This is a genomic window from Paenibacillus sp. TCA20 (assembly GCF_000732325.1).
Lineage (GTDB): Bacteria > Bacillota > Bacilli > Paenibacillales > Paenibacillaceae > Paenibacillus > Paenibacillus urinalis.
This window is the reverse complement of sequence record NZ_BBIW01000016.1, coordinates 1-20,454: the sequence shown is the minus strand read 5'-3', so window position 1 is coordinate 20,454 and position 20,454 is coordinate 1. Positions and strand designations below refer to the sequence as shown.

General features: G+C 48.1%; 19 protein-coding genes and 8 tRNA genes. All 27 read right to left on the bottom strand.

The genetic code is table 11. From position 1 onward, the window contains the following. Window positions 1–45 precede the first annotated feature (45 nt). Entirely contained in the window at window positions 46–996 is a 951-nt protein-coding gene (locus TCA2_RS22740) for an ROK family glucokinase (protein WP_047913894.1), read from the bottom strand. A 230-nt stretch (window positions 997–1,226) separates the two neighbouring features. Next, window positions 1,227–2,186, bottom strand: a complete 960-nt coding sequence (gene trxB, locus TCA2_RS22735) for a thioredoxin-disulfide reductase (protein ID WP_047913893.1) — start codon at window positions 2,184–2,186, stop codon at window positions 1,227–1,229. 32 nt (window positions 2,187–2,218) lie between these two features. Continuing rightward, the gene (locus TCA2_RS22730; protein ID WP_047913958.1) at window positions 2,219–4,006 is read right to left on the bottom strand and encodes a tetratricopeptide repeat protein; all 1,788 of its coding nucleotides are present in this window, start codon (window positions 4,004–4,006) and stop codon (window positions 2,219–2,221) included. A 167-nt stretch (window positions 4,007–4,173) separates the two neighbouring features. After that, window positions 4,174–5,124 (bottom strand): ribose-phosphate pyrophosphokinase, encoded by a 951-nt coding sequence (locus TCA2_RS22725; RefSeq protein ID WP_047913892.1) that lies wholly within the window; start codon window positions 5,122–5,124, stop codon window positions 4,174–4,176. Between the two features lie 88 nt (window positions 5,125–5,212). After that, window positions 5,213–6,031: a histidinol-phosphatase HisJ gene (hisJ, locus tag TCA2_RS22720; RefSeq protein WP_047913957.1), complete on the bottom strand. Its 819-nt coding sequence runs from the start codon at window positions 6,029–6,031 to the stop codon at window positions 5,213–5,215. Between the two features lie 22 nt (window positions 6,032–6,053). Then, entirely contained in the window at window positions 6,054–6,746 is a 693-nt protein-coding gene (gene hisIE / locus TCA2_RS22715) for a bifunctional phosphoribosyl-AMP cyclohydrolase/phosphoribosyl-ATP diphosphatase HisIE (RefSeq protein WP_047913891.1), read from the bottom strand. Continuing rightward, window positions 6,743–7,501 (bottom strand): imidazole glycerol phosphate synthase subunit HisF, encoded by a 759-nt coding sequence (gene hisF, locus TCA2_RS22710; protein ID WP_047913890.1) that lies wholly within the window; start codon window positions 7,499–7,501, stop codon window positions 6,743–6,745. The genes hisIE and hisF overlap by 4 nt, the downstream gene beginning before the upstream one ends. A 38-nt stretch (window positions 7,502–7,539) precedes the next feature. Next, window positions 7,540–8,286 (bottom strand): 1-(5-phosphoribosyl)-5-[(5-phosphoribosylamino)methylideneamino]imidazole-4-carboxamide isomerase, encoded by a 747-nt coding sequence (gene hisA / locus TCA2_RS22705; RefSeq protein WP_047913889.1) that lies wholly within the window; start codon window positions 8,284–8,286, stop codon window positions 7,540–7,542. A gap of 121 nt (window positions 8,287–8,407) precedes the next feature. After that, on the bottom strand, window positions 8,408–9,031 hold the full coding sequence (hisH, locus tag TCA2_RS22700) for an imidazole glycerol phosphate synthase subunit HisH (protein WP_047913888.1): 624 nt from the start codon (window positions 9,029–9,031) through the stop codon (window positions 8,408–8,410). Window positions 9,032–9,035: 4 nt separating this feature from the next. Continuing rightward, on the bottom strand, window positions 9,036–9,653 hold the full coding sequence (hisB, locus tag TCA2_RS22695) for an imidazoleglycerol-phosphate dehydratase HisB (protein WP_047913887.1): 618 nt from the start codon (window positions 9,651–9,653) through the stop codon (window positions 9,036–9,038). A 110-nt stretch (window positions 9,654–9,763) separates the two neighbouring features. After that, the gene (gene hisD, locus TCA2_RS22690; RefSeq protein ID WP_047913886.1) at window positions 9,764–11,050 is read right to left on the bottom strand and encodes a histidinol dehydrogenase; all 1,287 of its coding nucleotides are present in this window, start codon (window positions 11,048–11,050) and stop codon (window positions 9,764–9,766) included. Window positions 11,051–11,225: 175 nt separating this feature from the next. Further along, window positions 11,226–11,861: an ATP phosphoribosyltransferase gene (gene hisG / locus TCA2_RS22685; RefSeq protein WP_047913885.1), complete on the bottom strand. Its 636-nt coding sequence runs from the start codon at window positions 11,859–11,861 to the stop codon at window positions 11,226–11,228. Between the two features lie 34 nt (window positions 11,862–11,895). Continuing rightward, window positions 11,896–13,116, bottom strand: a complete 1,221-nt coding sequence (locus TCA2_RS22680; protein WP_047913884.1) for an ATP phosphoribosyltransferase regulatory subunit — start codon at window positions 13,114–13,116, stop codon at window positions 11,896–11,898. A gap of 266 nt (window positions 13,117–13,382) precedes the next feature. Next, window positions 13,383–13,907 carry a DapH/DapD/GlmU-related protein gene (locus TCA2_RS22675; RefSeq protein WP_193746110.1) on the bottom strand — a complete coding sequence of 175 codons (525 nt, stop codon included), beginning with the start codon at window positions 13,905–13,907 and terminating at the stop codon, window positions 13,383–13,385. A 2-nt stretch (window positions 13,908–13,909) separates the two neighbouring features. Beyond that, on the bottom strand, window positions 13,910–14,554 hold the full coding sequence (gene ppaX, locus TCA2_RS22670) for a pyrophosphatase PpaX (RefSeq protein WP_047913882.1): 645 nt from the start codon (window positions 14,552–14,554) through the stop codon (window positions 13,910–13,912). A 6-nt stretch (window positions 14,555–14,560) separates the two neighbouring features. Further along, window positions 14,561–15,583, bottom strand: a complete 1,023-nt coding sequence (gene lgt / locus TCA2_RS22665) for a prolipoprotein diacylglyceryl transferase (protein ID WP_047913881.1) — start codon at window positions 15,581–15,583, stop codon at window positions 14,561–14,563. A gap of 45 nt (window positions 15,584–15,628) precedes the next feature. Further along, the gene (gene hprK, locus TCA2_RS22660; protein WP_047913880.1) at window positions 15,629–16,567 is read right to left on the bottom strand and encodes an HPr(Ser) kinase/phosphatase; all 939 of its coding nucleotides are present in this window, start codon (window positions 16,565–16,567) and stop codon (window positions 15,629–15,631) included. 270 nt (window positions 16,568–16,837) lie between these two features. Next, on the bottom strand, window positions 16,838–17,962 hold the full coding sequence (locus TCA2_RS22655; RefSeq protein ID WP_047913879.1) for an ABC transporter ATP-binding protein: 1,125 nt from the start codon (window positions 17,960–17,962) through the stop codon (window positions 16,838–16,840). A gap of 143 nt (window positions 17,963–18,105) precedes the next feature. Beyond that, window positions 18,106–19,218 (bottom strand): CdaR family transcriptional regulator, encoded by a 1,113-nt coding sequence (locus tag TCA2_RS22650; protein ID WP_193746109.1) that lies wholly within the window; start codon window positions 19,216–19,218, stop codon window positions 18,106–18,108. A 234-nt stretch (window positions 19,219–19,452) separates the two neighbouring features. Further along, window positions 19,453–19,525 (bottom strand) — tRNA-Lys (locus TCA2_RS22645). A gap of 10 nt (window positions 19,526–19,535) precedes the next feature. Next, window positions 19,536–19,621 (bottom strand) — tRNA-Tyr (locus TCA2_RS22640). Between the two features lie 13 nt (window positions 19,622–19,634). Beyond that, a tRNA-Phe gene (locus TCA2_RS22635) sits at window positions 19,635–19,707 on the bottom strand. 94 nt (window positions 19,708–19,801) lie between these two features. Further along, a tRNA-Asp gene (locus tag TCA2_RS22630) sits at window positions 19,802–19,878 on the bottom strand. Between the two features lie 16 nt (window positions 19,879–19,894). Continuing rightward, window positions 19,895–19,970 (bottom strand) — tRNA-Thr (locus TCA2_RS22625). A gap of 5 nt (window positions 19,971–19,975) precedes the next feature. Next, window positions 19,976–20,051: transfer RNA gene (locus tag TCA2_RS22620), tRNA-Val, on the bottom strand. 9 nt (window positions 20,052–20,060) lie between these two features. Next, window positions 20,061–20,137 (bottom strand) — tRNA-Met (locus tag TCA2_RS22615). A gap of 66 nt (window positions 20,138–20,203) precedes the next feature. Further along, window positions 20,204–20,295, bottom strand: a tRNA-Ser gene (locus tag TCA2_RS22610). Window positions 20,296–20,454: the final 159 nt, after the last annotated feature.

The window sequence follows — 20,454 nt, the reverse complement described above, 5'->3', positions numbered from 1 at the left end:
CCCCCCTATCAATTTCAGTTCGTCCCGTATAACTTCTTGTATGAATTAAGATCGAATTAACAGTCCAGCGGCTCCGACGATTCCTGCATCATTGCCAAGCGTAGCGGGTACAATAGATACCCCATCTTGCAGTGGTTCAGGGGTGTAGCTCGCGAACACGCTGCGCACTTCGTCGAACAGGATGTCTCCTGCCTTCGATACGCCGCCCCCGATAATATAAAACTGCGGGTTCAGTACAGCTGCTACTGCAGCCAGTGATTTGCCGAGATAGAAGGCTGCACGACGAACAATACGAAGGGCTACCTCATCTCCTGCTTTGGCTGCATCGAACACATCCTTCGCCATAATCGTTGGTACAGTGCTCAGGCTCGTGTGATCTCCGCGTTCAACAGCGTCCTTCGCCATACGAATAATACCGGTTGCAGATGAAACGGTTTCCAAACAGCCCATCTTGCCACAGCCGCACTTAATCGCCTCAAGATCCGGGACAACGCTGACATGGCCAAGCTCTCCAGCCATACCCGAGAAGCCTTGATAGATCTTGCCATTAATAATAATACCGCCGCCAACGCCTGTTCCAAGCGTATAGCACACACAATTCTCAACGCCAGCGCCCGCACCAGCCCATGCCTCGCCAAGTGCTGCTACATTCGCATCATTATCTATTTTGACAGGCTTGCCAAGTCTTTCTTCGAGAATGGAACGAATCGGAACATCTCGAAATCCTACGTTAGGTGCCAGAATAATAATTCCTTCGCGCACATTAGTGAATCCGGCAACTCCTGCACCAACTCCTGCAAGCTGGTCCCAACTGTATGGTGACTCCTCTGCGATATGACGGACATACTTCTCGATGTTGTTAATAACCGTATCTACACCTTTGTCCACTTCTGTAGGTCCTTCATAGGTATGTAGAAGCTTTCCTTGCTCGTCGCAGATTCCGACTTTGATTGCGGTTCCGCCCAAATCCACTCCAACGTAGATATTTTCAGACATTGCTAGCAAGCCACCTTTATCATCTGTAATATTTATTCTTACGTTATCACTATAATTGAAGGAACAAAGTCGGTCAAGACGAAGAAAGTGCTAAAACACCTTATAAAAAGCGACCTGTAACAAAAAATTCTTGAATGCTCTCCATAGAATTTCAGCTAGTACAGCTGCCCATAAAATCAGCCGGGCACAAAAGAAACGTGCCCGGCTGGTCATGTGAATCTTGTATTCATTTATGGATTGAGAGTCTCGCTCCAGTCATGAGTCATGCTGCCTTCCAAATACTTCTCACAGTCCATAGCGGCCATACAGCCTGACCCGGCCGCTGTGATTGCCTGGCGATACTTCGTATCCTGTACGTCGCCGCATGCAAACACGCCTGGAATGTTTGTTTCCGTTGTGCCTGGATGAACTGCAATGTAGCCCCCGGCATCCAGTGTAATCTGTTCTTTCAGGAATTCCGTATTGGGACGGTGTCCAATTGCGACAAACACGCCGGAAGCTTCTATCAGCTCTTCTTCGCCTGTCTCGTTGTTCTTCACCTTGAGACCTTTGACCCCTGACTCCTCCACTACGACCTCAAGCGGTGTACGATTAAGAGCCCACTCCACTTTTTCATTCCCACGTGCACGGTCCTGCATAATCTTTGAAGCACGCAGCTCCTCCCGGCGGTGAACGACGGTCACGCTGGAGGCAAAACGAGTCAGGAAGTTGGCTTCCTCCATCGCTGAATCTCCTCCGCCGATGACGACAATTTTCTTGCCCCGGAAAAAGAAACCGTCACAAGTCGCACAGGTGCTGACACCGCGGCCTACGTTTTCTTTTTCCCCTGGAATACCAAGATACTTGGCAGAGGCTCCCGTTGAGATGATAACGGCATCGGCCGTTATTTCCTCCCGCCCTTCCACTTTGATACGGAATGGCTTCACAGACAAGTCGATGTCGTCCACCCAGCCGCTCTTAAACTCCGCACCAAAGCGTTCAGCCTGCTTGCGCATGTTGTCCATCAGCTCAGGACCTAGAATCCCTTCGGGAAAGCCCGGGAAGTTCTCCACCTCTGTTGTGGTTGTCAATTGTCCACCTGGCTCAAGACCCTCGATCACGAGTGGATTCATATTCGCACGAGCCAAGTATATGGCTGAAGTCAGACCTGCGGGTCCTGTTCCAATAATAACCGATCTATAGTGAGACATACGGATACCTCCCTAGCGTTTATTGTGGAATGCTACGATTTCTTCTCCTTCAGAGCCTGAAAGATGTGTTCAATTCGATGCTGAATATCACATACACGATCAATTTGCTTCACGTATCTGCTTACAGTTGATGCAGAAATCCCGTATCTTTGGGCCAGTTCTGAATACGTTGTTCCCTTAGATACATACTTCATCGTCAGATATTCCAGGGCAGCTGACCATCCTTCTGTATGCTGAATGGCCGGCATGTCAGGAGACACTCTCATCAGATAGTCTGCCCATAAATGCTGAACACCTTCACGCAAATGCTCAGATCGTTTATTCATTTTCTCGAGAGCCATGTCGACGACTGCCTGCTGCCGATCATCCAGTACAGGAGATGACTCCTGCCCCTGTTCGCTTCGGCCAAAACGGTATTGCGTCAGTACCGGTGTGCCTTGACCGTAAGAATTCGACAGAGATTCCGAAGCTCCGTCATCCATATCGGTTTCGTTCAGATCCCCAATCTCACGGAGCACAGACAGCGCCATTTGCTTCAGCTCCAGACTCTCCCCTTCCTCCTCCAAAAAAGAAGTAAGAGCCTGCTGAACCTCATAGTCTCCAATTATTCGAAGCGCCCTAATGACATTGGCCTTCGTTGCATCATCGCCGTGATGAAGAGCCCAGAAGAAGGAAGAACGGATTAACGGATCTTTTTTGATATCATCGGGCACATGGCTTCCGTACTTCTCCCACAGACGAAATTGCTCTTCGAACGGTAAATGATAGTGGTAGCTTACAGGACCTACGCTTTGATCCTCTCTTCTCGAATGGAGCTGGTCCAAATAAAACTTCGGTACCTCTGACTCCGGATCCAGCTGACTGACCATCTGCCACAGTCGTTTCGCTGTATCATACCTTTCGGTATTGCATGCGGCGACAGCCGTATAATGCACGAGTGAAGGATCACTCCCAGCCTCTCCACTCTTCATCAGCCGGCGGAAATGCATATAGGCCGCTTCGTGCTGACCTAAGATCCCCATCGTAGTGCCCAGCTTAAATACATGCTCTTGTTCAAAAGGAACCAGGGTCAAGAGCTGCTTCAATAGCAGTGCCACTTGCTCTGTGTCTCCTTCGTTCTGATAAAAAATCGCCAGATTGCACAGTGCATGCAAATTGCCGGGCTCCTGCTCAAGCAGATCGTATATCGTTTGCTTGGCTTTCGGGAATCGTCCCATATAATAGTAAGCCAGAGCTAGATTGTTGCGTGCTGATACAAAATCAGGATGCTCGGAAGCGATGCTCTCCAGCATTTCTGCTGCCTGTGCAAATTTGCCTTCCTCCAGCAAGCTGCGCGCATAATCATGCTCTGCAACGCCTTCTCTTGCTTTGATCCTTTTAACATGAGGCTTGCGTTTGAGCTCGTGAGATAGAAGCTCCATCATTTCCTCTGCTTCTTCGAGAAAGTGCCCTTGCTCATCCTCCTCCAAATAGGTCACCAGTGCTTCCTCGGCAGATTCAAACTGCTCCATGTTGGCGTAGTTATTGGCCATATAGAAGTAGCATTCTGTCATTCCAGAGTCAACGTGCTTCATGATATGCTCCAATACTTCATTCGAGCCGGCATAATCACCCATCTCTGATAATATACCCGCCATATTACAATGATTCACCGGATTGTCCGGTTCATATTCAACAGCTTTGCGAAAATATTTAAGCGCCTTGTCATAATGATTGCGATCCAGCTCGCGGACGGCTCTTTCAAAGAAGAAAGAAGCATCGAGATGAACCTGTATAACATTATTAGAAGAGCTGTCAGTCCGCTGTGGCTTGCTTTTCATATGTGCCAAGGCACCTCCCCATAACATACAATTTCATACTCTCCAGTATAACATAATCTGAGCAACTCTTCGCCGGTATTGCAAAACTATGCACTCAATGAAAATATATACTATCCATCTTCATGGAGTGGTAATAAAAAAAGCTCTCCCGTCTATAGGGAGAACTTCTATACACCAGCATCCTTAAACAACGTGGCAATTGAGCCGCCATCAAGAATAATACGAATCGCTCTCGCCAGCATCGGTGCAACGGACAAGACCGTGAAGCACGAAGGATTACCTGATTCGGGCAACGCTATGGAGTCGGTGACCACAATCTCAGAAATATGAGGGTGCGTAAGCCTTTCCAAGGCTGGTCCTGAAAATAGACCATGCGTCGCGCAGACAATAGCAGGACCGGCTCCTCTCTCTTTAAGCCCCTCCACCACATTTACAATGGTCGTACCTGTATCAATTAAATCTTCTATTATAATCGGTGTCCTGCCATCTACATCCCCGATAACATGAGTAATAACCGATTCATTATGATTGGGACGCTTCTTAATCATGATGGCGAATGGTGAGTCCAGTCTGCTGGCCAGCTTCTCCGCCATGGAGGCCCGGCCTGCATCCGGTGACACAATAACCGGATTCGCAATATTTTTACTCTTCAAGTAGTCACATATCAAATCAAGAGCCGTCAGGTGATCAACGGGTATATTGAAGAAGCCCTGGATTGCTGCAGCATGCAGGTCGATCGTTACGACTCTGCTCGCACCCGCTGTCGTCAGTACATCCGCCAGCAGCTTGGCAGAGATCGGCTCTCGTGGTGCGGATTTGCGTTCCTGCCTTGCATAGCCATAATAGGGCAAAATGACATTAATCGTTCGGGCAGATGCCCGCTTGGCGGCATCAATCATCACGAGCAGCTCCACGAGCAGTTCGTTGATCGGTCTCGACAGCGATTGGACTAGAAATACATCACAATTTCGGATCGTTTCCTCATAGTGCACATAAATCTCACCACTCTTGAAGCGGGATATTTTGAGCTTACCCGATTCGACTCCAAGCTTGCGGCAAATATTTTGTACAAGCTGAGGGTTGGACGAACCCGAAAATATACGGAGAGAATGCTGCATACATACCTCCTGGAGCTGAATTTTTGACGTCACTACTAGTCATCCGTAATACAACCTTATATTTCCATTATACTCTTAGGCGAGCGGATTACAATGGAACAGACGACCGTTTTCGCTGCTCGAATACGGCAAGCTCAGTGTAGCCGATTTCTCTTAGAAGTTCTCTTGCCTGATCGACATGCTCGCCTACTTTCGCCGGATCATGTGCATCAGATCCAACCGTGATTGGAATATTCAGTTCACAGGCTTTCTCAAGTATTCGCCGGCTCGGGAACATCTCCGCACAAGGCTTGGATAGACCAGAGGCATTCAGCTCTATTGCCATCCTGCTTGCGGCAATCGTCTCAAGGACGGAGCTCTCCAGCTGCAACCATTCCTCTGCTTCCACTGGCTTGGGTGTATAGCCGAAACGTTTGATCACATCAATGTGCCCGAGAAAATCATAGAGCCCTGAGCGTGCCGCCTTCTTCACTGCATCGTAATACGTCTTGTACACTTCAAGAACATCCTTGTTCTCCCAGTTATGCACCTGCCGATAATCCGAAATGTCCCATTCCTTCAAGAAGTGAACGGAGCCGATGACATAATCAAAAGGATAGGCATGAATGATCTGCTCAATCTTCTCCTCCCATCCCTCGATGTAGTCACCTTCAAGACCGACGCGCACCTCGATTTGTCCCTTGTACTTCTCCTTCAGTGATAAACACTCCTCCACGTAGCGGGGAAGCTCCTCCATTGGCATGGCCATTTCAGGATAATACGTTGCCGGATCGACGTGGATCAGCGGCATATGATCGGACAGCCCAATTTGGCTGTAACCGAGCCGAACGGCTTGCTGTACATAGGCTTCCAGCTCTCCAACGGCATGCCCGCAGCGGGCATGATGTGTATGAAAGTCGATTAGCATAGACATAGAGCTCTCACCTTCCTTAATCCCGGCGTGGACGTTCATGACGAAGACTGAGCTCCTGCATGATCTCATCCAGCGGCAGCTTCCGTTCTTCAAGGAGAACGAGTAAATGATAGATCAGGTCACTGACCTCAAGTCTGAGCTCCTGATTATCCTTATTCTTGGCAGCGATGATCGTTTCTGACGCTTCCTCACCGATCTTCTTGAGGATCTTATCTACGCCTTTATCGAACAGATATGTCGTATATGCACCTTCAGGGCGCTCCTTCTCACGCTCTGAGATGACACGCTCCAGCTCAGCCAGTACTTCAAACCGGACTTCCGATGCAGAACCACCCTCACTAGTACCGCGTACAGTCACAGAAGCATTCGTTCGAGCCAGTCCACGAATCTCACGATAAAAACAGCTGTTCTCGCCCGTATGGCAAGCTGGGCCTTTTGGCTCTACCAGCATAAGCAGCGTGTCTCCATCACAATCGTACTTCATAGTTATGATCGACTGAACATTACCGGACGTCGCCCCCTTATTCCACAGCTCGTTCCGCGAACGAGACCAGAACCAGGTCTCTCCCGTTGAGATGGACTTCAGCAGCGACTCTTCATTCATATAGGCCATCATCAGCACTTCTTTGGTGTCCGCATCCTGAACGATGGCAGGGACTAGACCCTTTTCATCAAAACGGACGGCTTCTATTGCTAGTTCTGTACTCATCGAATTTCAACCCCTTTGGATTTCAGCTGCTGTTTGAGATGCGGTATCGCGATCTCTTTATAGTGGAAGATCGTTGCAGCTAGCCCTGCATCTGCTTTGCCTTCTGTGAACACTTCTTCAAAATGCGCTTCTTGCCCTGCACCGCCTGAAGCAATAACGGGAATGCCGACTGTCTCACTGACAGCCTTCGTCAGTGCGATATCGAATCCGTCCTTCGTTCCGTCTGTATCCATGCTCGTTAAGAGTACTTCTCCAGCTCCCAGCTGCTCAGCTCGTTTGACCCAATCCAGTGCCCGAATCCCCGCAGCCTTTCTCCCGCCGTGTGTATATACCTCCCAATCGCCAATGGACTCGTTCCACTTGGCATCGACGGCAACCACAATACACTGAGAACCGAACCGCTGTGCACCTTGAGTAATTAAATCCGGATTCAGTACAGCGGCTGTATTAATCCCGATCTTGTCCGCACCCGCACGCAAAATTCTCTTCATGTCATCCACATGCTTGATTCCCCCGCCGACTGTGAAAGGAATCGCAATTTCTCCAGCGGTTTGACGGACGACCTCAATCATCGTCTCCCGCCCTTCTGCTGAGGCCGAAATGTCCAAGAAGACAATCTCGTCTGCCCCTTCCTTATCATACAAGGCAGCCAGCTCTACAGGATCACCGGCGTCTCTCAGATTGACGAAATTGACTCCCTTTACTACTCTGCCGTCCTTTACATCCAGGCACGGAATGATTCGCTTGGCCAGCATAGGTCCACCTCTTCTCTCGCTCTTTCGTCTATACTCGCTTACGTTAAACCATTGTTATTCATCGTCTCGATCGCCTGTCTCAGATCAATCGCTCCCGTATACAAGGCCTTTCCAACGATCGCACCGCTGACGCCCTGATCTCTGTATCTGTGCAGACGCACCAGATCTTCCATCGTGCTGACTCCGCCGGAAGCAATCACCTGCTGTCCGCTGACCTCAGCTAAGGATACAATGGCTTCAATATTCGGACCCTGCATCATTCCGTCTCTCGAAATATCCGTGAAAATAAAAGTCTTAGCTCCGTATGCAGCAAGCTCCTTGGCCAGCACCTCCGCTTTAACCTGAGAAGTTTCAAGCCAGCCTCTTGTCGCCACATAACCGTCTCTTGCATCAATGCCAATAGCTACCTTGTCACCATAGGAAGCAAGCACCTTCTCTGTAAACTGCCGATCCTCGATTGCCGCAGTACCGAGAATAACCCGGCCGACGCCAAGTGACAGAAGCTGTTCTACATCCTCAATCCGGCGCAGCCCGCCTCCGACTTGCACAGGAACATTTACAGCGGAGGCAATTTTTCCGATGACTTCAGCATTCACCGGCTTACCTTCCTTCGCTCCATCAAGATCGACCAAATGGATGAAGGAGCCTCCCTGCGCCTCCCACTCCTTGGCAGCATCTACCGGACTGTCGTTGTACACCGTCTCTTGGTTATAGTCTCCTTGCACCAGCCTTACACATTTGCCGCCTCGAATATCAATCGCCGGATATATAGTGAACAAAGACATACTAATTCAGGCCTCCCCCATCATCTCTCTGGATTCTCACACCAATCTTGACCCCATCATTCAAGAGAGCTATAGCTATAAGCTCCTCGTTACAATAGATTCTTAAGACTTATTCATCCTCTCATTTAGAAGCTTCCGCTAAACGCAGGAAATTGTTCAGGAGCTGCATTCCCAGCTCTCCGCTCTTCTCGGGATGAAACTGCATGCCATATACAGAGCCTTGGCCGACAATTGCGGTCACTGGATACCCATAATCCGTAACTGCCAGCAGATTCGATTCCACTTCCGGCTTCACATGATAGGAATGGACAAAGTACACATGCCCTTCCTCCAGTCCATCAAACAGAGGGCTATCCTCATGCTTGAATTCAAGCTCATTCCATCCCATATGTGGAACCTTATACTCTGCTCTCTCTTCAAATCTGACAACATCCCCTGGCAAAATACCGAGACCTTCATGATTCCCGTGCTCTTCACTCCGGCTGAAGAGCAGCTGCATCCCAAGACAAATACCGAGCAGCGGTGTTCCGTTCTCGCTTACCTGCTTAACGACCGTATCGAGCTTCGTTTCCCGAAGATGCTGCATCGCATCTCCAAATGCACCTACACCCGGCAGAATGACGCCGGAAGCCCCTAGAATCTCCTGTTCATTTCCTGTTACGAGTGCTGTATAACCGAGTCTTTCGACAGCTTTGCTTACGCTGTGCAGGTTCCCCATTCCATAATCAACAATAGCTATGGTCATAAGGCTACAGCACTCCCTTCGTCGATGGGACACCGGTAACACGCGGATCGACTGCTGTCGCTTCGTCCAGTGCTCTGCCAAGCGCCTTAAATACAGCCTCAATCATATGATGGGTGTTCTGACCGTAATGAACGATAACATGAAGCGTAATGCGTGCTTCAAGCGCAAACTTCCATAAGAATTCCTGAACCAGCTCTGTAGAGAAGCTTCCTACCTGCTGGGAAGGATACTGCGCCCGATATTCGAAGTGCGGACGATTGCTGATATCGATCACGACCTGTGCCAGCGCCTCATCCATCGGTACAAATACACTTGCATAGCGCTTGATCCCTTTTTTATCACCTAATGCAGTATGCAGCGTTTGGCCAAGACAGATGCCGATATCCTCCACAGTGTGATGATCGTCAATTTCGATATCGCCTTTGGCGACGACTTGGAGATCAAATTGACCGTGCTTGGTAAACAAGTCAAGCATATGGTTCAGAAAGGGTACATCCGTCTCTATCTCGGAACGACCCGTCCCATCCACACCGAAGGCAAGCTGAATGTCGGTCTCATTCGTTTTTCGGCTGACGCTCGCTCCGCGTCCTTCTTCAATAAAGCTGTTGTCCTGATTTCCCATTTTACGCCTCCGCTCTTCAGCATCTCACTTTTATTTCATCGTACTTGTTGTTATTTATCCTCTTGCTTAATGTTAATGCAAACCTAGCGCAGACGAAAAATTCTATACAATTAATCGCCCTCTTGCTGCAATCTAATTTCAATTGCTCTTGCATGGCCTTCTAGCCCTTCATGACGGGCGAGCTCCATAATGGCCTCTCCATTCTTGAGGAGCGCTTCCTTGCTGTAATAGATAAGGCTCGACTTCTTCGTAAAATCGTCCACATCGACCGGCGATGCATATCTTGCCGTCCCGTTGGTCGGAATAATGTGATTAGGTCCTGCAAAATAGTCTCCGACCGGTTCAGAGCTGTATGGTCCAAGAAAAATGGCGCCCGAATGTCGGATATAGGACACATAAGCCATTGGCTCCTGTACCATCACTTCCAAGTGCTCCGGTGCCAGCTTATTCACAACTTCAATGCCTTCCAATATGGAATCGACAACGATAATCGCTCCATGTGCCTCTACCGAAGCTCTCGCAATGGCTTCTCTCGGCAGCTTCCGAAGCTGCTCCTCTATATCCTGCTGTACCTCTTCAGCCAGCTGCTGGGACGTCGTCACAAGAATGGCGGAGGCCATTTCGTCATGCTCCGCCTGAGATAACAGGTCGGCGGCAACATAGTCCGCTTTCGCGGTTTCATCCGCCAGGACCACAATCTCACTCGGGCCTGCAATGCTGTCGATATCGACGGCCCCGAACACTTCTCGCTTCGCGAGCGCCACATATATATTGCCCGGTCCACAGATCTTGTCGACCTTCTCAATGCTCTCTGTGCCGTAAGCCAGGGCGGCAATCGCCTGCGCGCCGCCCACCCGGTACATCTCGTTAACACCTGCTTCCGCAGCAGCCACGAGAATGTACGGGTCAATACCCTCACCGCCGCTCGTTGCCGGCGGCGTCACCATCACGATCTCGCGCACACCAGCCACCTGTGCTGGAATGACATTCATCAGCACAGAGGATGGATATGCCGCCTTACCGCCTGGCACGTAGACACCCACACGGTCCAGAGGACGGATAATCTGTCCAAGCAGACTTCCATCAGAATCAAAGTCCATCCAGGAGCTTCGCTTCTGTTTTTCATGAAATTTACGTATGTTGTGCGCAGCTGCCCGAATTGCGGTAATAAATGAAGGCTCCACTACATCATAAGCGGCCTTCATCTCCTCCTCCGTCACCTTCAGCTCGGCTGCAGTTAATTCCGTCCGGTCATGGAGAGCAGTATACTTCAGCACAGCTGCGTCTCCATCGCTCCGGACATCCTGAATGATTTGACGAACCGCTTCATTCTGTTCCTTCGTTCCATAATCCACATCACGCTTCAGACGAAACTCCTTAGCCGGTACGATTCTCATCACCGAATCCTCCTCATCGACACACTTTCAGGGCTAACAATCCTTTATTGATTTCGTTAAGTATTCAACTGCTTAATGATTCATTCCATGAAGCACCGTCAGGCTAAACCTTATATTGTCAAGGTTCACACCCATATACCCGCTCCAGCATTTCATGTCATGAACCATTTATCCTCTATTCTGCAGGTGCTGCAGTTACCTTCTGCAAGGCATCACATAAACTCTGAATCTGGGCGTTCTTCATCCGGTAGCTTACCCGGTTCGCAATCAATCGGCTGGTGATCTCGAACATGCTCTCGAATTCAATGAGTCCGTTCTCGCGAAGCGTCTGGCCTGTCTCCACCATATCAACGATCCGGTCAGCCAAACCGATTAATGGAGCAAGCTCAATTGACCCGTTCAGCTTAATGACCTCTACTTGCTGACCCTGCTCTCTAAAATACTGTGAAGCCACATTCGGATATTTCGTGGCCACCCGTTGTCTGATGCCCGGCTCCCAGTCCGGCAGTCCGATAACAGACATCCGGCAGCGAGCGATCCCTAAGTCAAGCAGCTCATACACGTCTTTGTTTTCCTCCAACAAAACATCCTTGCCGACAATACCGATATCGGCTGCTCCGTACTCTACATAAGTGGGAACATCCACCGGCTTGGCCATGATGAATTCCAGCTGTGCCTCCGGCAGTGGAATGACCAGCTTGCGGGATTCATCGATATCGGCTGGAATCGCAATGCCTGCCGCACGAAACAGCTCAGAAGCTTTCTTATATATTCTTCCTTTTGGCATAGCTACCTTTAAAATTTCGCTCATGTTTGACACTCCCTCCTTCTAGCCTCCTGCTGACTTAGATAGAATTACTGTAAGTATACACCTTCTCATATTTTCCCTGGAGCATAGACACCGCATAGTTAGAGCCCTGCTCACCCATTTCAATGGCCTGATTATAACGATCGTCATCTCTTGCCATCAGCCTGGTGACAACAATTCGTCCTTCGCTTCTCATCTCGCCTGCCCGTGACAAGGCCTCTGTCCGGTGCTCCTTGGTATATTCAATAAGTACAGGCAGCGGCTGCTCCACACGAATTCCCCTTACCCCGTCGACAATTCGGTTTGTCTTGAGCGCAAAGCCGGTAGCGGGCACGTCTTTACCAAACTGCTTCAGCAATTTGTCATATCTGCCTCCACTGCATACCGGGGATCCCAGCTCGGCTGCATATCCCTCGAAGGTCATGCCTGTGTAATAGGAGAAGTCGCCGATCATCGTCAGATCAATCAACACATGCTGTGACACCCCGTACGCTTCAAGCACCTCCCATACGCTGCAGAGATGGTTCATCGAGCTGCGAGCTTCACGGCTTGCACTCAGCTGCTCTGCCTTACTGCAGATCTCCTTCCCTCCGCGCAGGCGCAGAATCGCGTTCATCCGTTCCTTCGATTCGTCTTCAAGCGGCAGCTCGTCAATCTTCTCACGATAACCGACATAGTCACGCTTCAGCAGGACTTCCTTAAGCTCCTCCTGCAATTCCTTCTGGCCTGGAACAATTTCTTCAAATAGCCCGTTCAAGAACCCCACATGTCCCATCGCGATCTTAAAGGACTGAACTCCTGCCGCTTTCAAAGAAGCAATAGCCAGAGCAACCACCTCCGCATCGGCTTCAGGCGAGTCGTCTCCAACCAGCTCCACACCTGTCTGAAAAAATTCCGCTTCCCTTCCGGCTTCCTCTTCAATGGCTCGGAACACATTCGCATGATAAGACAGACGCAGAGGCAGCTTCTCCTCCTTGAGAAGTGAAGATACAACCCGTGCAATTGGTGCTGTCATATCAGAACGAAGGACAAGCGTAGTTCCTCGATTGTTGAGCAGTTTAAACAGTTTCTTATCCGAGGTCGAGCTGGCAACACCCACCGTGTCATAGTATTCCATGGAAGGCGTTATAATCTGGCGATATCCCCAGCTGCCCATGCACTCCAGTACCCGATACTCGATGCGGCGCAGTTTATCAACCACATGAGGCAGATAGTCGCGTACACCAGCTGGTTTTTCAAAGCCCTTTGGTTTAGACATTTGAATTTCTCCTCATTATTTATATTGTCATTGTATTCACGAACATATCTTTATTGCGTTAAAGTGCTACCAATCTAACAAATTAAAGAATTATTCGATATAATATCACGTCTTCCATAACACGTCAATTCATCTCGAGCTTTAGGGAGCATCCCGTTCACATAGTAATGGAGTTTTTTTATACGAAAAAAGGACCTCACTGGGTCCCTATTTTTCTTTTCTATCCTAGTCATAACCTATTTGCGTTGCTGTTGACTCGCCTTGATTCACATCGGCTCACTTTTCGACTCATTTTCAGTAGTAATCTCAGCCTTGGACTTCAGCTCTCGAAGCGGATTACCGCCAACAAAAGCCCCCGGTGCAACATCTTTATGAACTACAGACCCGGCAGCAACGACCGCACCATCTCCAATGGTCACACCAGGCAGGATCGTTGAATTCGCTCCGATCAGCACATGATCACCGATCACAACATCCCCAAGCCGATACTCCTTAATGAGATACTCATGCGCGAGAATTGTCGTGTTATACCCGATGACAGAGTTGGTGCCGATCTTGATCCTCTCCGGAAAAAACACATCCACCATCACCATAAGTCCAAACGCGGTATAATCTCCTACCTGCATTCGCAGCCGGCTTCGGTAGATCCAGTTCTTCAAAGGCAGAATCGGGCAGTATCTTGAGAGCTGGATCCAGATGAAATTGCGAACCCCCTTAAAGGGACTCACCGTACGGTAAATATGCCACAATGCATTGTGTCCCTCTACAGGATAACGCTCCACCTTTCTCACAATTACTGCTCCTTCTGGATTATAGTCAATATATCGTTCATGTCATGCAAAATATAATCCGGCCCGTACTCCCGCAGCTTCGCCTCACCCTTCAATGACCAGGCTACCCCTGCTGCTAAGACTCCCGCTGCTTTTGCAGACTGGATATCGACAGGACTGTCACCAACCATCAAGGTTTGGGCTGGATCGGCTCCAAGCTCCTCAACTGCCTTTTGAACCGGCTCCGGATGCGGTTTGGGATGCGTCACATCTGTAACCGTAACGATGACCTCCATATACTTCTTAAGATCATACATTTCCAGCACCTTCAGTGTACTTGGCCGAATCTTTGTCGTAACTACACCCATTCGAATTCCTTGCTTACGAAGCTCCTCACAGACCTCTGTAACATTCGGGAAGGGATTCACCATGGCATCATGATGGATCGCATTGTATGCACGATAGCCTGTAACATATTCAGCTACATCGGTCTTTCCTGTAAAAGCCTGCATTTGCTGCTCCAGTGTCCCACCCATATGCGGAATAATCTCTTCGCGCGGAAGTGCTCGTGGGCCAAGCTGCTCCAGGACATGCAGAAACGAGCTGATAATCAGCTCGTTCGTATCTATTATTGTTCCATCTAAATCAAATAAAACCGTGTTAATCATGCTGGACTACTCCTTTTTCTGATCAGAGCTCCCCTTGTTGCTGTGAGAAGCGTCTTTGTTGTCCTTTTCCTTATCCATACTTGTCAGCTCGTCATCTGCCTTCACTGCCGGTGTCTTCGTGGACACAATCGGATCTGAATAACGTTCCTTAGAGGCACCCGTCACTCGGCGCACAACAATCAGTACGATTGCAATCAACACAAAAGCGATAGCCAGCAGCTGTGAGATTCGGATATTGCCGTAAGCCGGGTCTAAATAGCCTTCTACGAAGCCCATAGCGGTCATCGGTGACCACATACCGTGGATCAGCGATGCAAGCCATTCAGGGCCTTGGAATGCCAGGCTGTCAGTACGCAGTCCTTCAATAAAGAAGCGTCCGATGGAATACCAGATGAAGTAAGACAAGAAGAGCTCCCCGGCACGCATAAATCTTTGACGACGCAGAATGAAGAATAGCAGGAGCCCAACGATGTTCCAGATCGACTCATATAAAAATGCCGGATGATGATATGTACCTTGTACGTTCATCTGATTAACTATAAAGTCAGGGAGATGAAGGGTATTTCTGAGGAAAGATTCTTCCACAGGCCCGCCATATGCTTCCTGATTCACGAAGTTCCCCCAGCGGCCGATGGCCTGACCGATAAGTAGTCCCGGGGCACATATGTCTACAATTCTCCAGAAGTTATATCCCTTATGTCTGAAATAGAAAAATGCACAAATGATGGCCCCGATCAGGGCACCATATATAGCAATACCGCCCTGCCATATCTTAAATACATCCCAGAAGTTGTCCTTGTAGTCATCCCATTGAAAGGCAACATAATAAATTCTTGCCCCAATAATGGCCGAAGGGACACCCAGCAGTAATAAATCCATAAAGAAATCAGAAGGTATACCGAAACGTTTCCCTTCCTGCATAGCCAGCAGTAAACCTGCAATGGCTGCGGTCCCTAATATAAGCCCATACCAATGAACATTAAGAGAGCCAATGGAAAAAGCAATAGGATCAAGTAATAAGGTGCCCATTTGTCCACTCCTTAAATTTATCATCACTTTTGTTAATTATATCAGTCAGTCCATATCATCATTATCTTCCGCGATCGTTGCCGTCAGCTTGTTCGTAAATTGAAGCGCAGCGTTAACGCCCATTCGTTTCAAGCGGAAATTCATTGCCGCTACTTCAATAATGACCCCTAGGTTACGACCAGGACGAACCGGAATCGTTACGAGCGGCACATCTGTATCAATAATACGAGTCGTCTCCTCGTCCAGTCCAAGACGGTCATACTGTTTATCCTGCTGCCACGCCTCAAGCCGTACAACAAGTGTAATTCTCTTATGGTTTCGAATAGCCCCTACACCAAATAGTGTCATTACATTGATAATCCCGACGCCGCGAATCTCAAGTAAATGTCTGATCAGCTCAGGTGCAGTACCATGTAATTGATTATCTGCCGTTTGGCTGATCTCAACTGCATCATCTGCAACGAGACGATGACCCCTCTTCACGAGTTCAAGAGCCGCCTCACTCTTACCAATTCCACTGCTTCCGGTGATGAGAAGACCGATGCCATATACGTCGCACAAAACCCCATGAATGGTTGTCGTCGGCGCAAGCTTCCCTTCCAAGAAACCCGTAATGCGGCTGGATAAGATCGTAGTCGACATTGGGCTGCGCAGAACGGGCAGGTCACGCTCATTACTGATATCGACCAGCTCCTGTGGCACATCAAGACCGCGTGTCACCACAATACATGGTGTTTCCTCATGACATAGACGGCTCATTCGATCACGACGTTCTTCTTCAGGCAGCATCCGCAAGAAAGCAAGCTCTGTTTTGCCAAGCAGCTGTACCCGTTCCGTTGGATAGTATTCAAAATAACCTGCCATTTCAAGGCCTGGTCTGTTCAGATCATCTACTGTAATCGGACGCTTGAGTCCTTTTTCACCCGATACAACCTCAAGCTGAAATTCATTAGCCAGCTCTGTTACTTTTACTTTTTTAGCCATGTTGGATTCTTCCTTCCATTACAATCAGGATGACTCCTGCGAATTATGTTACTGTTGAATCCATTTCATAATACCTTAGTATGCGAAATAAATTCGGTTTACGTGTGTTATGTACATCTCTTTACCTAGCTTCAATGTCATTATCGTATAGGAAATTAGTGCTGAATGCAATGTTCATACCATGGCAGGGCAATCTAGCACCTATAAAAAAATGAAAAGGGCTGCCCTGGCGCTAAGCCAAGACAACCCTCTCTATTCTGTCCAAAGATCTTAGTCTTGAACAAGTACATTAGCTTCTGTTTCTTTATCGAAGATATGAACCTTGTTCATGTCAATCGCCATTTTTACAGTGCTGCCATCACGAGTGTTGGAACGTCCATCAACACGGGCGATAGTAACATCACTGCCTACACCGCTCAGGTACAAGAGCAATTCGTGACCAAGGTTCTCACTTACGTCTACTTTAGCAGTAAACACGGTATGCGGGGAAGCTTCCAGGAATACTGGCTCTTCATGAATATCTTCTGGACGAACACCCAGAATCACTTCTTTACCTGCATAACCTTTGCTCTTCAAGATTTGAGCTTTCCCTTGTGGGATTTCTACATCAAGACCGGTAGCTGTAAAACGAAGTGTGTCTCCTTGTTGAGACAGCTTACCGTTGATGAAGTTCATTGTTGGAGATCCGATAAAGCCGGCAACGAACAAGTTCGTCGGATTATTGTACAGCTCTTCCGGAGAAGCAGCTTGTTGAATATATCCGTCTTTCATTACTACGATACGATCACCCATCGTCATCGCTTCGATCTGATCATGCGTTACGTAGATAACGGTTGTTTCCAAACGCTTAGCCAGTTTAGTAATCTCTGCACGCATCTGTCCACGAAGCTTAGCATCCAAGTTGGAGAGCGGCTCATCCATCAAGAAGACTTGTGGATTACGAACGATCGCACGTCCCAAAGCGACACGCTGACGCTGACCACCGGACAGAGCTTTTGGTTTACGATCCAGCAAATGCTCGATATCGAGAATTCTAGCTGCTTCGCGAACGCTCTTATCAATTTCTTCTTTTTTCACTTTGCGAAGTTTCAAACCGAATGCCATGTTCTGATACACGTTCATATGCGGATACAGGGCATAGGATTGGAATACCATCGCGATATCGCGGTCTTTTGGAGCCACGTCGTTAACGACACGATCACCAATATATAGTTTACCGTCGGAGATTTCCTCAAGGCCGGCAATCATTCGAAGTGTTGTGGATTTACCGCAACCGGAAGGACCTACAAGTACCAGAAACTCTTTATCCTTAATGTCTAAGTTGATATCAACTACCGTCGCCTTATCTGAACCTGGATATTGTTTGTAGATATGTTCTAAACGTACACCAGCCATGATTATTGCCTCCTCAGCATAATTTCATTAATTAATGTAAACGAATACACACAGCAGTATCAACAATGTAATCGAATTCATTTCCTGTTCTTATATTAACCTAGTTAGGTCTCTTATGACTATGCACAATTCATACAAAAAAATCAGAGCCTTTTCGTCACTTTGTACAAGAGCAGTGTCAGCTTCACCAAAACCGCGTCTTTAAAGCTCCGAACATCTAGACCGGTCTCCTGCTTTATCTTGTCCAGCCGGTAGATCAGCGTATTTCTGTGAATGTAGAGACGTTTCGCGGTTTCGCTGACATTACAATCGAGCTGAAAGAAGATCTCGAGTGTTGATATGGTTTCCTCGTCAAAAAGTATGGAGGAATCCTTCACCTCATCCAAATAGCCCGATCTCTGCTCTTCAGGTATTCTGGATACCAAGCGCTCAAGTGTAAACTGCCAGGGGAAGTACACATGCTCACTCATTTTAAAAACTTTCCCAAGCTGAATTGTCTCCATGAGCAATGAGGTTACGTTCGGCAGGCTCTCCAAAGTATACAACGGAGAATGAACCGATAGATTAAATACCCCTACCCATTCATTAGCTACCACTTCATATAGACCCTCGGCAAACGCCATCAGCTCGCTCTCAAGTGCAAATTCTGTCCTATCAGTGCTCTGGTCCATATCTTTGAGCTCTGTTCGATCCAGTACGATGGCTTCTTCTGCAAGAACAAGCCATTTATCCTGCTCTAGCAGTACAAGCATGATCTCTCCGCCAAAGTAAGATTGCAGCAGCTTGTACATCGATTTCGAAGCAATACCTGAATCGTGGCCACCCTCATATGTTATATAAAAGGGTACAATCCCTTCGCTGAAGACTGGCGTAAGCTTATCCAGCCCTTCAGGTATAGCGAGTAGCTCGGCACTGTCTATCTGATCAAGAATCCAGGTGCTCAGTAACTTCATATTTGACTGATCAGTTGTTTGATCCGCATGCGAAGGAGAGACAGACTGCATTGAAGTAATGATCCATTCTATAAGAGCTCTCTCTGATGCACTGACTCGATGAGCGGAGACAGATAGTACAAGCGGCTGTTCCTCTTTTTCATTATTCAAATGAAAGTATAGCTGATCATTGACGACAAACGATGCTTCTCCAAGATCTCGTTCAGCAATCGATTTGGTATCATCTATACTTTGGAGCTCATTAATTTCAAACGAGGTGTCCATGATTTGCTGCAGCTTCTGTAATAACACTGTATAATCCATTACCATCTCTCACCACTTTGCAACTTTATGTTTTACACCAATAAATAAGCAGGTAAGCCAGTATTCAACAGACCATTAGACAATCTAACGATCTCAACGTATTCAGATTATAAGTATGACGATTTATTATCATATCCTGAGTGATCAAATATCATTGAATGATTTAATCATATTAAGCTCAGCTTTATTATACAACAAAAAAAGCCATCAGTATGAAACTGATGACTTTAGTGATGAGCCATGAAGGACTCGAACCTTCGACACCCTGATTAAAAGTCAGGTGCTCTACCAACTGAGCTAATGGCTCATAAGAAAACTGGTGGAGGATGATGGATTCGAACCACCGAACCCGTAAGGGAGCAGATTTACAGTCTGATGCGTTTGGCCACTTCGCTAATCCTCCAGGATTAAAAAAGTGGCTCGGGACGGAATCGAACCGCCGACACGAGGATTTTCAGTCCTCTGCTCTACCGACTGAGCTACCGAGCCAAGGTATTGTGGCAAAAAAAATAAAGTGTCGGGTAAACCCTTTCCCACTTTATACGTGGAACATGTGCTTTATTAACATTTCTCAAAAGTTAAATGGCGGAACTGACGGGATTCGAACCCGCGATCTCCTGCGTGACAGGCAGGCATGTTAGGCCTCTACACCACAGTTCCTAACTTTTTTGAAAAATGGTGCCGGCGAGAGGACTTGAACCCCCAACCTACTGATTACAAGTCAGTTGCTCTACCAGTTGAGCTACACCGGCGTATATGGTGGAGACTGAGGGGATCGAACCCCCGACCCTCTGCTTGTAAGGCAGATGCTCTCCCAGCTGAGCTAAGTCTCCAGTATAATATGGTAGCGGCGGAGGGGATCGAACCCCCGACCTCACGGGTATGAACCGTACGCTCTAGCCAGCTGAGCTACACCGCCATATTTTTATCACACAACTTGTCCAATGTTATCATAGCCGATTATAAAAATCAACTAGATAATTAGTGGCGGAGAGAGAGGGATTCGAACCCTCGCACCGCTTACGCAGTCTAACCCCTTAGCAGAGGGTCCCCTTATAGCCACTTGGGTATCTCTCCAAAAGATGTGTAATTACCTTCAAGGATTTACTCCCTGAAAACTAGATACGAAACAATGTGCGAAGTTAGAATCTTTGTTTACCCGGTTTTGTTCCGGGCCCCGAGAAAGTATTCGGATTGACCTTCGAAGCATTCGCTTCACTTTCTTGGGTATCTTTT

What these genes read in the sequence shown, in the direction of transcription:
- TCA2_RS22740 (WP_047913894.1), bottom strand. Translation starts at nt 996, where the DNA reads ATGTCTGAAAATATCTACGTTGGAGTGGATTTGGGCGGAACCGCAATC.
- trxB (WP_047913893.1), bottom strand. Translation starts at nt 2,186, where the DNA reads ATGTCTCACTATAGATCGGTTATTATTGGAACAGGACCCGCAGGTCTG.
- TCA2_RS22730 (WP_047913958.1), bottom strand. Translation starts at nt 4,006, where the DNA reads ATGAAAAGCAAGCCACAGCGGACTGACAGCTCTTCTAATAATGTTATA.
- TCA2_RS22725 (WP_047913892.1), bottom strand. Translation starts at nt 5,124, where the DNA reads ATGCAGCATTCTCTCCGTATATTTTCGGGTTCGTCCAACCCTCAGCTT.
- hisJ (WP_047913957.1), bottom strand. Translation starts at nt 6,031, where the DNA reads ATGCTAATCGACTTTCATACACATCATGCCCGCTGCGGGCATGCCGTT.
- hisIE (WP_047913891.1), bottom strand. Translation starts at nt 6,746, where the DNA reads ATGAGTACAGAACTAGCAATAGAAGCCGTCCGTTTTGATGAAAAGGGT.
- hisF (WP_047913890.1), bottom strand. Translation starts at nt 7,501, where the DNA reads ATGCTGGCCAAGCGAATCATTCCGTGCCTGGATGTAAAGGACGGCAGA.
- hisA (WP_047913889.1), bottom strand. Translation starts at nt 8,286, where the DNA reads ATGTCTTTGTTCACTATATATCCGGCGATTGATATTCGAGGCGGCAAA.
- hisH (WP_047913888.1), bottom strand. Translation starts at nt 9,031, where the DNA reads ATGACCATAGCTATTGTTGATTATGGAATGGGGAACCTGCACAGCGTA.
- hisB (WP_047913887.1), bottom strand. Translation starts at nt 9,653, where the DNA reads ATGGGAAATCAGGACAACAGCTTTATTGAAGAAGGACGCGGAGCGAGC.
- hisD (WP_047913886.1), bottom strand. Translation starts at nt 11,050, where the DNA reads ATGAGAATCGTACCGGCTAAGGAGTTTCGTCTGAAGCGTGATGTGGAT.
- hisG (WP_047913885.1), bottom strand. Translation starts at nt 11,861, where the DNA reads ATGAGCGAAATTTTAAAGGTAGCTATGCCAAAAGGAAGAATATATAAG.
- TCA2_RS22680 (WP_047913884.1), bottom strand. Translation starts at nt 13,116, where the DNA reads ATGTCTAAACCAAAGGGCTTTGAAAAACCAGCTGGTGTACGCGACTAT.
- ppaX (WP_047913882.1), bottom strand. Translation starts at nt 14,554, where the DNA reads ATGATTAACACGGTTTTATTTGATTTAGATGGAACAATAATAGATACG.
- lgt (WP_047913881.1), bottom strand. Translation starts at nt 15,583, where the DNA reads ATGGGCACCTTATTACTTGATCCTATTGCTTTTTCCATTGGCTCTCTT.
- hprK (WP_047913880.1), bottom strand. Translation starts at nt 16,567, where the DNA reads ATGGCTAAAAAAGTAAAAGTAACAGAGCTGGCTAATGAATTTCAGCTT.
- TCA2_RS22655 (WP_047913879.1), bottom strand. Translation starts at nt 17,962, where the DNA reads ATGGCTGGTGTACGTTTAGAACATATCTACAAACAATATCCAGGTTCA.
- TCA2_RS22650 (WP_193746109.1), bottom strand. Translation starts at nt 19,218, where the DNA reads ATGGATTATACAGTGTTATTACAGAAGCTGCAGCAAATCATGGACACC.